Source organism: Ralstonia sp. Ralssp110, assembly GCF_047325135.1.
GTDB lineage: Bacteria > Pseudomonadota > Gammaproteobacteria > Burkholderiales > Burkholderiaceae > Ralstonia > Ralstonia mojiangensis.
Genome location: NZ_CP168610.1, coordinates 3,080,860 through 3,092,954, shown reverse-complemented (window position 1 = coordinate 3,092,954; position 12,095 = coordinate 3,080,860). Strand labels below are relative to the sequence as shown.

Genomic DNA, 12,095 nt, shown 5'->3' with positions numbered 1-12,095 from the left:
TGCCGTCTTCACGTAACCGACATGAATCCTTTCTACCTTAGCGCGTGGTGAGTAGACGGCGCGCGCAGCATAGTCCGGCTCTCTGATGTCATCTGGAGGTCATCTGTGTCTGCCAACCGAAATGCCAGCGCTTCACGCCGCATGCCTGCTTCCGTGTCGCCTGCCTCGCCGCCGCATGCCGTTGCCTCGCAAAACGGCCTGGCATCGCCAGTGATTCATACCGTCGACTGACTTTGTTCGTTGCGTTCAGTCAGTCGCTGCCCCGTGTTGTTCCCCCACCCCCCCAAAAAAATACACAGACATTCAGGACGAGAACATGACCTCTAACAGTCGCCGTGGTTTTCTCCGTTCCGCTGCCCAGCTGGCTGCTGCATCCGCAGCCATAGGCGCGGTGCCCGAAGGCGTTCGCCAGGCGCTGGCGATTCCCGCCCATAACGCGCACCGCACGATCGAAGACGTGCAGCACATCGTGATCCTCATGCAGGAAAACCGCTCGTTCGACCATTACTTCGGCACGCTGCGTGGCGTGCGCGGGTATGGCGATACGCGCACCGTCACGCTGCCGACCGGCAAGAGCGTCTGGCACCAGCCGATGGCCGGTGGCGTGGGCGAAGTGCTGCCGTTCCGCCCGAGCGCGCCAGATCTGGGCCTGCAGTTTCTGCAAGACCTGCCGCACGGCTGGAATGACACGCACCTTGCCGTCAACGGCGGCCGTTACGATGGCTGGGTCCCGCACAAGGGCACGACGACGATGGCGTACCTGACGCGGCAGGACATTCCGTTCCACTACGCGCTGGCCGACGCCTTCACCATCTGCGACGCCTATCACTGCGCGACGCCCACGTCGACCGACCCGAACCGCTACTACATGTGGACCGGCTATGTCGGCAACGACAACGTCGGCGGCGGCCCCGTGATCGACAACGCAGAAGCGGGCTACGGCTGGTCGACCTATCCGGAAGTGCTCGAAGCTGCCGGCATCTCGTGGAAGATCTACCAGGACATCGGCACCGGTCTCGACGCCGCAGGCTCCTGGGGCTGGACGAGCGACGCCTACATCGGCAACTACGGCGACAACTCGCTGCTGTACTTCAAGCAATATCAGAACGCGCAGCCCGGCAGCCCGCTGTACGACAAGGCGCGCACCGGCACCAACGCCTCGGCGGGCGACGGCTACTTCGACATCCTCAAGCGTGATGTGCAGAACGGCACGTTGCCGCAGGTGTCGTGGATTGCCGCGCCCGAGGCTTTCTCGGAGCACCCGAACTGGCCGGCCAACTACGGCGCCTGGTACATCGATCAGGTCTTGCAGGTCCTGACTTCCAACCCCGAGGTGTGGAGCAAGACCGCGGTGTTCATCACCTACGACGAGAACGACGGTTTCTTCGATCACCTCGTCCCGCCGTTCGCATCGTCGGGCAGCAATGGGCTGTCGACGGTCGACACCACGGGCGAATACTTTCCGGGCAACAGCACGTACGGCGCCGGCAGCTACGGCCTGGGCCAGCGCGTGCCGATGCTCGTGGTGTCGCCGTGGTCCAAGGGCGGCTTCGTGTGCTCGGAAACGTTCGACCACACGTCGATCATCCGTTTCATCGAACAGCGCTTCAAGCGCACGCACAACGTGCGCTCGCCCAACATCTCGAAGTGGCGTCGCGCCGTGTGCGGCGATCTGACGTCCGCGTTCAACTTCGCCACGCCCAACGAGGTGGTGCCCGCATTGCCGAGCACCGCCGCCTACGTGCCGAAGGATAAGCTGCGCCACGCCAGCTACGTGCCGCTGCCGCCGCTGGTGCAGGCCGTACCGAAGCAGGAAGCCGGTGTGCGCCCGTCGCGCGCCCTGCCGTACGAACTGTTCGTGCGCGGCCGCCAGGATGAAGCCGCCGGCAAGTTCCAGCTGGAATTCGTGAACACCGGGGACGTGGGTGCAGCTTTCCTCGTCTACGCCGCCGCCCCTGACGCGCCGCGCACCTACACGGTAGAAGCGGGCAAGCGCTTGTCGGACAAGCTAGCCGTGAGCGCGGGCGGCGCCTACGACTTCACGGTGCACGGCCCGAACGGCTTCCTGCGCCGCTTTGTCGGCAAGCTCACGCTGTCGGGCCTGCTGCGTCCGCATGGCCGCGCGTTGGAAGTGAAGGAAGGCTACGACGTGGCCAACGGCAACCTGCAACTGCGTCTCATCAACCATGGCCGCGCGCCTACCGTCTTCACCATCAAGAGCGCCTACACGGGCGAGAGCGTGCAGCGCGAAGTGCGCGGCGGTGACGATGCGTCGGTGTACCTCGACCTGCGCAGCCAGCACGCCTGGTACGACCTGACCGTCACGGCCAGCAGCGATGCCGGTTTCGAGCGTCGCCTTGCCGGTCACGTTGAGACCGGCCGTGTCAGCGCGTCCGATCCGGCTCTGAGCGCATAAGCGAGACCCAAGCAAAACGGCCCGCAAGCTTGATTAGCCTGCGGGCCGTTTTTGTTACGACGCTCAGCGTCAGAGTTGTTTCGTGTAAGTGCGTGCCTGATACAGCGCCAGCGCGCTCAGCCCGACGATCACCACGATCGCCAGCACATCGGCAAACGGATAGCCCCAATATTGCGTCATTGCGTTGCCCCCTTCTGTTCGAGGTCGAGCAGGCCGGTGTCGGCCATGCGTTGACGGCCAAACTCGGTGATGGCGTAGCGGAAGTGCACCTTGTTCGTGGCTTCGTCCAGCGTGTCTTCAGCCGTTTGCACCAGGCCGCCGGAGTAGAGATCCGCGAGGATGGCGCGAATGCTGCCCGTCCAGTATTCGTCTTCGGGCTTGCCGTATTCGATGCAGGTGCGATGAGCGATTTCGCTGTCCCACAGCGTGTCGCTGCCCGCAAGCAGTTGCAGGATGTAGCCCTTCGTATGCAGTTTCATGCGTGCGTCTCCGTGGTTGCAGGTGCCGCGCTGCCGCGGATGACTTCCAGGTTTTCCGCACTTTCCGACACCATCACGAAGCCGCCAAAGATCACCAGCGCCAGCCCGATCAGGAAGTACCACTCCGGAAACTGCAGCGTGAAGATGGCCGTGAAGAGGGTGGCGAACATCGCGTAGAACGCACCCAGCGCCTGACCGCGCCCCACGCCGATTAGCGGGAACGACTTGTACCAGGCCACCGCGCAGAACGAGAAGGTGACGCCGCCCACGACAAGCCACAGCAGCGCCTTGCTGTGGACAATGCCCGAGGCAATCTCCGTAACCGGCACAGGCACATGCGCAAACAGCGCGATGGCCGGCAGGATGAGGACGACCCAATAGATGGCCTCGGCGGTGTAGCGGATGGAGACCCCGCAGTCAGGGTCGGTCACGTCCATGGCACGGCCCACGATCGCCCCTTCCAGGCCCCAGCCGATCGCCGCCATGGCGCCGCCCAGGTAGCCGATCCACTGATTGCCGCCGCTGTGCGATTCGGCCATCAGTGCCGGCGCATAGATCGCCACGCCGCCCAGGATGATGATGGCGATGCCCACCGCCGCCCGCGCGCTGATGCGCTCGTTGTACCAAAGCTTGGCGACCGTCGCGCCCACCACCGGATACAGCAGCCCGGCCACTGCTGCGAACACGGCGCCGACATAGCCCATCGCCAGATACGAGCCGAAGTTGGCCATCAGCCCGCCGACGACTGCGGCAATGAAGTACCAGCGCGAGATCTTCCGAAACTGGCCGATGGTGCGGAAGTAGTCGCCAAGCTTGCCGAGAGAGCCGAGCCACACCCACTGGAAGAGCATCACCATGACGCTATGGAACGCCGTGATGACGGCCGCACAGACCAGGAAGGCGCGCGGGTCGGAAAGGTCCATCGAGGCAAACGGAGATTCATGCCAGACGGCCGTGCCTGGTACGTACCAGGCGCCCCAGAGGATGGCGGCCCATAGCGCCCAGCGGTAACCCCACTGCAGCGTACGTCGATGATGTGCCGCGCGGGCGGCGGAGGAAGAGGCCAAAACCGATCTCCTTGTTCTGTATGCGTCAGGCGCGGGACACGCGCGTGATGCATTCGTTACTGGAGGTTAAGAAATTTACTGTGAGTTTTTCTGGTGTCGATGCCGGCCCTCCAGACGTGCCGGAAAAAACGTGGTGGATTGGAAATGTCAGGGGTTGACGTTCGCGACGTCAGCTGACGCCGTGGGCTAGGACGTGCCCGCCTCGGGCACCAAATTGACCACGGCGATCATGTGCAGCGGTGCCTCTGTGGCCGGGTCGCGTGCCAAGGACGTGGTCATGTGCACTGGCATTGCCGAGCCGTCCCCCCGTACCAACTGCAGCGTGAGCGCATACTTGGGCACCGACCCGGCGAGCAACTCGCCGTATTGACGCAGGTGGCGTGCGAGGTCACTGCGGTGTGTGAGGTCCAGCAGCGTGCGTTGCTGCAGCGCCGCTTCGGACTGGCCCAGCAGCGTGCATAACCACGGGTTGGCGCTCAGGCAGCGGCCTTCCAGGCTCACCTGCGCGATACCGATCGGCGCTTGCTCGAACAGCGTGCGCAGCTTGGACTCACTGTCGCGGAAGGCGGCTTGGGCTTCCACTTCAGCGGTGATGTCTTGCGCCGCGCCGATCATCGTGGGCGTGGCGGCCGACGGGTCCTGCGCTTCGCCTTCTTCACGAAGATGCCGGTGCGAACCGTCGGGCAGGGTGATGGTGTATTCAACGCGATACGGCTGGCGCGATGCCACGGCGCGGTCCAGCACGGCCTGCACGCGGGCGCGATCGGCAGGCACGATGGCCTCCAGATAGCGCGCCATCGTGACGGGCGTGGATTGCGGCGCCCAGCCGAAGATGCGGTAAGCCTCGTCCGTCCATCGGCAGGCATCGGTGCCCGGTTCCCAGATCCAGCTGCCGAGGTGTGCGATCTGTTGCGCCTTGGCCAGGAGCGCCTCCGAATCACGCAACGCGGCTTCGGCCGTGTGGCGCTCCGTGGTGTCCAGGCTCAGGCCGATCATCTTGACCGGGCGGTCCTGCGCATCACGCACGAGCGTTGCGCGCGAGACGATCCAGCGGACCACGTCTGGCGCCGGCGCAATGCGGAATTCATGCTCATAGACGCCCCCCGCACTCAGGTTCTGCGAGACCGCGGCCTGCACACCGGGCACGTCCTCGGCGAGCACGCATTGCCAGAAATCTTCCAACGTGCGGATCGGCCGGCCAAACAGGCGCGCCACATTCGGCGAATAGGCGACCGCGTCCGTCAACAGGTTCCACTCCCACGTGACCACGCCGGAAATCTCCTGCGCGAAGGTCATGCGCGCCTCGCTTTCCATGATCGCGGCGATGTGCTTTTGGCGGCCTTCGCGGGCGCGGGCGTCGGTCGTCAGGCTCGCTTCAAGGTCGGCCAGGGCGCGGTCGCCGTAGCGCAGCCAAAGCCAGTTCACGTTCAGGAAGCGGGCCAACGCCAGCAGGTTGGCGTATTCGATCTCGCCGCCACGCGTCCATTTGTGGACCGCCGAGGGCGACACGCCCAGCGCTGCCGCCACTTGCTTGAGCTGGATGCGGCCGCGTGTCAGCACACCTTTGAGGCGGCCGGCAAAGCTGTCGTCATCAAGCGGGCCGTCGGACGGCGGAAGTGCTGCGGCGGTCATGGGGCGGATTGACTGGAAGTGATTCGCGACAGTATAGCGCGGCATAAATAGGAGAAATTTATTGAATATCTGTTGTGTTAGGTCATAACGATTGGCCCGAAGCAACTAATTTTTCCTAGACTAGTCCAAAATTCTCCAAAGGTAAATAAAAACACCATAAGTGAATTTACGGGTCGCCGCACTGGATTGGCGTCTGACAAGACGCCACCGTGCCGGCATTTCGGGCGCCGACTTCTTTGTGCGCCCACCATCCATAGGGGTACTGGATATGACGCAAGCTTCCCTTTCCACCGATTTCCGTTCCGCCATGCTGGCTCCTCGTCTTGATCTCTACATCGACGGTCAGTGGGTGCAGCCCGAAGGCGGCGTGTACCGCGACATCGTTGATCCCGCCACTGAAAACGTCCTGACGCAGGCCGCCGACGCCTCCGTGGCCGATGCGCAGCGCGCCATTGCTGCCGCCCGCCGAGCATTCGACGAGGGCCCGTGGCGCCAGACTGGCGCGCGCGAGCGTGCGCGCCTGCTCAACCGCATTGCAGACGCCATCGACGCGGACGCCGAGAACCTCGCGACGCTCGAATCGCTCAACACCGGCAAGACCATTATCGAAAGCCGCTGGGACATGGACGGCATTGCTGCGACGTTCCGCTACTTCGCGGGCTTGGTCGCCACGGAATCCGGCCTAATTAACGAGGCTCCGGACACCGTCATCAGCCGCACGCTGCGCGAGCCGGTGGGCGTATGCGGCCTCATCACGCCGTGGAACTACCCGCTGCTGCAAGCCGCATGGAAGATCGCGCCGGCGCTGGGTGCGGGCAACACTGTCATCGTCAAGCCGAGCAACCTGACGCCGCTCACCACGCACCGCTTTACCGAGCTGCTGGTTGAAGTCGGCCTGCCCGCGGGCGTGTTCAACCTCGTCACGGGCGCGGGTGAAGCCGGTGCCGAGCTGTCGCGCAATCTGGACGTGGATCTCGTTTCGTTCACGGGCGGTGCTGTTGCAGGCGCGGCGGTCATGAGCGCGGCCATCGGCAACTTCAAGAAGATCGGCCTGGAGTTGGGCGGCAAGAACCCGAACATCATCTTCGACGATGCGGATTTCGATACCGCCGTCGATTACGCAGTCAACGCGGCGTTCTTCCACGCGGGCCAGGTGTGCTCGGCCGGATCGCGCCTGATGCTGCAAGACGGTATCCACGACCGCTTTGTCGATGCGCTGGTCGAGCGCGTCAAGCGCATCCGTATCGGCAACGGCTTTGCCGAAGGCACGGAGATGGGGCCGGTGCAATCCGCATTCCAGCGCCAGAAGATCATCAACATGATCCAGGCGGGCGTGCAGGAAGGTGCTGTGCTGCGCTGTGGCGGCAAGGTGCCGGAAGGCGATGCATTCCAGCGAGGCTTCTGGCTCGAGCCGACCGTGCTGACCAACGTGCGCGACGACATGAAGATCGCCACCGAAGAAATCTTTGGCCCGGCGCTGACCGTTGAGCGCTTTTCCACCGAAGAAGAAGCGGTGCGCCGCGCCAACGCCACGCCGTTCGGTTTGGCCGGCGCTGTGTGGACGGCCGACCTGAACCGCGCCAACCGGGTGACCCGCGCACTGCGTTTCGGCACCGTGTGGGCCAACGACTATCACCCGTACTTTCCCGAGGCACCGTGGGGCGGCTACAAGGCCAGCGGCATCGGCCGCGAACTGGGCCGCGGCGGCCTGGACGAGTACACCGAACTCAAGCACAGCTACATCAACCTCGCTCCGCAGCCGATGGGCTGGTTCGGTGCGGACGCTGAGTAAGAACGGGAGGGCATGTTTTGACCACGAATACCGCACAGGAATACGACTACATCATCGTGGGCGCGGGCTCGGCTGGCTGCGTGCTGGCTGCGCGCCTGACTGAGGATCCGGACGTGACCGTGCTGCTGCTCGAAGCGGGCGGCCCCGACCACCGCTGGGATTTCCGCACCCAGATGCCGGCGGCGCTGGCGTATCCGCTGCAGGGCACCACGTACAACTGGGCCTACGAAACCGAGCCCGAGCCGCACATGAACAATCGCCGCATGTCGCAGGGCCGCGGCAAGGGGCTGGGCGGCTCATCGCTCATCAACGGCATGTGTTTCATTCGCGGCAACGCGATGGACTACGAGCGCTGGGCGAGCGATTTTCAGTTGGACGACTGGACCTATGCCGACTGCCTGCCGTACTTCCGAAAATCGGAAACGTATGACAAGGGCGCCAACGACTGGCACGGCGATGCCGGCCCGCTGCAGGTCACCACGCCCAAGCACGACAACAGCCTGCTGTTCCACGCCTTTATCGAAGCCGGTGAGCAAGCCGGCATTCCGGCCACGGACGATCTGAACGGCTACCGCCAGGAAGGTCTGGGGCCGATGGATCGCACCGTGACCGCCAAGGGCCGCCGTGCCAGCACATCGCTGTGCTACCTCGACAACGCGCGCAAGCGGTCCACGCTGACGGTGTTGCCGCGCGTGCTGGCCGATCGCGTGATCTTCGACGGCACGCGTGCCGTGGGCGTCGAGGCGCTGATGGATGGCAATCGCGAAACGTGGCGGGCGCGCCGTGAGGTGATCGTCACCAGTGGTGCCATCGCGTCGCCGCAGTTGCTGCAGCGCTCGGGCGTGGGCAATGCCGACGAGCTGCGCGCCCTGGGCATCCACTCGGTGGCACATCTGCCCGGCGTGGGCGAGAACCTGCAGGACCATCTGGAGATGTACATCCAGTACGAGTGCCTGCGCCCGGTGTCGATCTACGAAAACACGCTTTGGTACAACAAGCCGAAGGTCGGGCTGGAGTGGTACATGCACGGCACGGGTCCCGGCGCCAGCAACCATTTCGAGGCGGGCGGCTTCATCCGCAGCGATGACAGCTTCGAGTGGCCGAACATTCAGTACCACTTCCTGCCGCTGGCCGTGAACTACGACGGCAGCAACCCGGTGAAGATGCATGGGTTCCAGTGCCACGTGGGTTCGATGCGTTCGCCATCCACGGGCTACGTGAAGCTCGCTTCGCGCGATCCGCGTGATAAGCCGCGCATCCTGTTCAACTACATGGCGCACGACGTGGATTGGCGCGAGTTTCGCGCTGGCGTGCGGATCACGCGCGACATCATCGCGCAGCGTGCGTTCGATCAATATCGCGGTCGCGAAATCAGCCCCGGGCCGAGCGTGCAGACCGACGCCGAGATCGACGCCTTTGTGCGAAGCCATGCCGAGACCGCACTCCATCCGTCTTGCACCTGCAAGATGGGGCCCGCAGACGACCCGATGGCCGTGGTCGACAACGAAGGCCGCGTGCACGGCTTGGAGGGCCTGCGCGTGGTCGACGCGTCGATCATGCCTCGCATCGTTACCGGCAACCTGAATGCGCCGACGATCATGATGGCGGAGAAGATCGCCGACCAGATTCGCGGTGTGGCCCCGCTCGCGCGCTCGGATGCGGCGTTCTATGTGCATGGCAAATCGCCGCTGCAGGCGCCGGCCAAGCCGCTGGTCGCCAATGAACTGGTGGTGGCCTGATGCGCTGGCGCAAGGTCGCGACGATGCTGGGCGGGGCGGCGGCGTGCGCTGCTGCGCTGCCCGCACCGGCAGCGGAAGTGCCGGCCGGCGAGGACAAGCGCTGGTCGGCCAATACATCGGTTGTCTCGCAATACGTCTCGCGCGGCCTGCGCCAGACATGGGGAAAACCTGCCCTGCAAGCCGGCGTTGATTACACCGCGCCAAGCGGTTTCTATGCCGGTGTGTGGAGCTCCCAAGTCAGCGATCACGTCATCGCAGGCGCGCATGCTGAGGTTGATACTTACCTCGGCTATGCCGCCACCGTTGCGCCTGGCGTCGAGTTGACCACCGGGCTCTATCGCTACTGGTATCCCGGTGCACGCTACGACAAGGCTATCGGCGGCGGCCCTGCCACCGGCTACGACTACACGGAATGGATGGTTGGCGCCGGCTGGCGCGGCGTGTCGGTCAAGCTATGGACCACGCTGTCGAACTACTTCGGCTTCGATGGCAATTCGCTGGCTGACGGCATCGACCGCGGCAGCCGCGGCTCCACTTACGCCGAAGCCAACTGGGCTGTGCCGTTGCCGAATAACTTCACACTCGGCCTGCACATCGGCCATGAGCACGTGCGCAACCACAGCGCGTTCAGTTTTACCGACTACCGCATCGAACTCTCGCGGCCCATCAACAAATTTCTGACGCTGTCTGCTGCTTTGACTGGTGCCGATGCATCGGCCTATGCGCATCAGCTCTCCGCGCGCAACGGCACGGATCGCATGACGCTCAGCCGACGCACGGTCGCACTCAAGCTGACGGCCACGTATTGAGCGGCAGGCGACGGCGCTCTACCCACAACCCTTTTTCTACAACCTCTGCTTTCAAAGCACACACCATGGCCTCCCTGGGTTTTACCGACGTTGTCGGTCTGGTCGGCGTCGCCGCTTATGTTTCTGCGCACTTTGGCGTGCAGGTCCTGCATAAGCTGCCGACCGGCGCATTCGCCGTTCGCCTCAACCTGCTTGGACCGATTTGCATCCTGATTTCGCTGATGGGCTCATTCAATCTTGCGTCGTTTCTCACCCAGTTCTTCTGGCTGGCGCTGACGTTGATGGGCTGGTGGCGCAATAAGCAGGCGGGGCGGCCGGTAGCGGAACCCACTGGCGCACCACGCCCGGGGCATCCAGCGCAGCAGTAGGTTCGCCGCTCACGGTTAAAACCGTGTCGACGTACGCGGTTTTTTTGCGGGACCGATTTGAGGATCGCCGCGAAAGATGTGCCTCAAGAGTCCCTTTTTTCGGTACGTGTGCTGAACAATTGTTGATGCATGAAGAACAGTATTTTCTTCAATTGAGTATTTATTCGTCGTTGGCAACGATCTATTCTGATCGCAAGCGCAACGAACTGAGCGCAACCGAATATCCAGACAGATCAGGAGTCCATCATGAACACCCGTCTCGCAACCGCTTTCTCCCGTAACGCTCTGCTGGCCCTGGTGGCCACGGTTTCGGCTTCCGCCGCTCTGCTGTCGGCCCAGCCGGCCGCCGCCGCCGTCCAAAGCAGTGCTGATCCGTACACGCAAGGTGCTGCCGCCAAGGCTGATCCGTACACCCAGGGCGCTGCCGCCAAGTACGACGTCTACACGCAGGGTGCGGATCGCCAGGCTGATACTTACGGCTATCTGTCGTGGAAGAACGACCGCTTCGATCCGTACACCCAAGGTGCTGTCGGCAAGGCTGACCCATACACCGATGGCGCAATCGCGAAGGCCGATCCGTACACCGACGGCGCTGCCGCCAAGTACGACGTCTACACGCAGGGTGCGGATCGTCAGGCTGATACCTACGGCTATCTGTCGTGGAACGGCGATGCCTCGTATCCGAAGGATGCTGCTTCGCGCGCCTGATCGAACCGCATCAAAGCAAAAGGGCCTTGGGGTGCAACCCAAGGCCCTTTTTATTTGTGCAGCGTTCCTGCTTCGTGATCAGACCACGCCGGCTTCGTGTGCCTGCTGATCCGCATGGTACGAGCTGCGCACCATGGCGCCCACTGCCGCGTGTGTGAAGCCCATCTCGTACGCCTTCTCTTCGAACATCTTGAAGGTGTCCGGATGCACGTAGCGAAGCACCGGCAGGTGGTGGCCCGACGGCGCCAGATATTGGCCGATGGTGAGCATGTCGATGTCGTGCTCGCGCATGTCGCGCATGACTTCCAGGATTTCCTCGTCCGTCTCGCCCAGGCCGACCATCAGGCCGGACTTGGTCGGCACGTTCGGGTTGCGGGCCTTAAAGTCCTTCAGCAGCTTGAGCGAGTGCGCGTAGTCCGCACCAGGGCGGGCCTGCTTGTACAGGCGCGGCACCGTTTCGAGGTTGTGATTCATCACGTCGGGCGGGCATTCCTGCAGAATATCCAGCGCCTTTTCCAGGCGGCCGCGGAAGTCCGGCACCAGCACTTCGATGCGCGTGGCCGGCGACAGGGCGCGCGTACGCGAGATGCAATCGACGTAATGCTGGGCGCCGCCGTCACGCAGGTCGTCGCGGTCGACGCTCGTGATGACGACGTAGTTGAGCTTGAGTTCAGCGATCGTCTTGGCTAGGTTTTCCGGCTCGTTCACGTCGAGCGGGTCTGGGCGGCCGTGCCCGACGTCGCAGAATGGGCAGCGGCGCGTGCACTTGTCGCCCATGATCATGAACGTGGCCGTGCCCTTGCCGAAGCACTCGCCGATGTTCGGGCAGCTGGCCTCTTCGCACACCGTCACGAGATTGTTGGCGCGCAAGATGTCTTTGATTTCGTAGAAGCGCGAGTTGCCGGTGGCGGCGCGCACGCGAATCCAATCCGGTTTCTTGAGCTTCTCGGCCGGCACGATCTTGATGGGAATGCGCGCGGTCTTGTCGAGCGACTTCTGCTTGGCCGTCGCGTCGTACGGCTTGTTCGACGGGGTGGCAGGGGTGGCGACTTCAGTGGCGCCAGCGGCGGAATCGGTCATCGTGT

At 63.7% G+C, this 12,095-nt stretch carries 10 protein-coding genes; 6 read left to right on the top strand and 4 right to left on the bottom strand.

Annotation, left to right across the window (positions count from 1 at the left end; genetic code table 11):
• The first annotated feature begins 316 nt into the window (after positions 1 to 316).
• Positions 317 to 2,416: a phosphocholine-specific phospholipase C gene (locus ACEN9T_RS23430; protein ID WP_413707187.1), complete on the top strand. Its 2,100-nt coding sequence runs from the start codon at positions 317 to 319 to the stop codon at positions 2,414 to 2,416.
• 176 nt (positions 2,417 to 2,592) lie between these two features.
• Here the strand turns inward: ACEN9T_RS23430 and ACEN9T_RS23425 are convergent, their stop codons facing one another.
• From ACEN9T_RS23425 to ACEN9T_RS23415, 3 genes are all read right to left on the bottom strand, one after another.
• The gene (locus ACEN9T_RS23425; protein ID WP_092973549.1) at positions 2,593 to 2,895 is read right to left on the bottom strand and encodes a hypothetical protein; all 303 of its coding nucleotides are present in this window, start codon (positions 2,893 to 2,895) and stop codon (positions 2,593 to 2,595) included.
• Complete coding sequence (locus ACEN9T_RS23420; protein WP_413707186.1) at positions 2,892 to 3,962, bottom strand: EamA family transporter; 1,071 nt, start codon at positions 3,960 to 3,962, stop codon at positions 2,892 to 2,894. The genes ACEN9T_RS23425 and ACEN9T_RS23420 overlap by 4 nt, the downstream gene beginning before the upstream one ends.
• 186 nt (positions 3,963 to 4,148) lie before the next feature.
• Positions 4,149 to 5,594, bottom strand: a complete 1,446-nt coding sequence (locus tag ACEN9T_RS23415; RefSeq protein WP_413707185.1) for a PAS domain-containing protein — start codon at positions 5,592 to 5,594, stop codon at positions 4,149 to 4,151.
• A gap of 268 nt (positions 5,595 to 5,862) precedes the next feature.
• Between ACEN9T_RS23415 and ACEN9T_RS23410 the strand changes: the two genes are divergently transcribed.
• From ACEN9T_RS23410 to ACEN9T_RS23390, 5 genes are all read left to right on the top strand, one after another.
• A complete protein-coding gene (locus tag ACEN9T_RS23410; RefSeq protein WP_413707184.1) occupies positions 5,863 to 7,386 on the top strand; it encodes an aldehyde dehydrogenase family protein in 1,524 nt (507 codons plus the stop codon).
• Positions 7,387 to 7,403: 17 nt separating this feature from the next.
• Positions 7,404 to 9,125, top strand: coding sequence for a choline dehydrogenase (betA, locus tag ACEN9T_RS23405; protein ID WP_413707183.1), 1,722 nt, complete (start codon positions 7,404 to 7,406; stop codon positions 9,123 to 9,125).
• The gene (locus ACEN9T_RS23400) at positions 9,125 to 9,934 is read left to right on the top strand and encodes a TorF family putative porin (RefSeq protein WP_413707182.1); all 810 of its coding nucleotides are present in this window, start codon (positions 9,125 to 9,127) and stop codon (positions 9,932 to 9,934) included. Before betA ends, ACEN9T_RS23400 begins: the two co-directional genes overlap by 1 nt.
• Positions 9,935 to 9,999: 65 nt before the next feature.
• A complete protein-coding gene (locus ACEN9T_RS23395; protein ID WP_413707181.1) occupies positions 10,000 to 10,302 on the top strand; it encodes a CBU_0592 family membrane protein in 303 nt (100 codons plus the stop codon).
• A 246-nt stretch (positions 10,303 to 10,548) separates the two neighbouring features.
• Positions 10,549 to 11,010: a hypothetical protein gene (locus ACEN9T_RS23390; RefSeq protein ID WP_413707180.1), complete on the top strand. Its 462-nt coding sequence runs from the start codon at positions 10,549 to 10,551 to the stop codon at positions 11,008 to 11,010.
• Between the two features lie 78 nt (positions 11,011 to 11,088).
• Here ACEN9T_RS23390 and lipA read toward each other — a convergent pair whose 3' ends face one another.
• Positions 11,089 to 12,090, bottom strand: a complete 1,002-nt coding sequence (gene lipA, locus ACEN9T_RS23385) for a lipoyl synthase (RefSeq protein WP_004633801.1) — start codon at positions 12,088 to 12,090, stop codon at positions 11,089 to 11,091.
• Positions 12,091 to 12,095 lie beyond the last annotated feature (5 nt).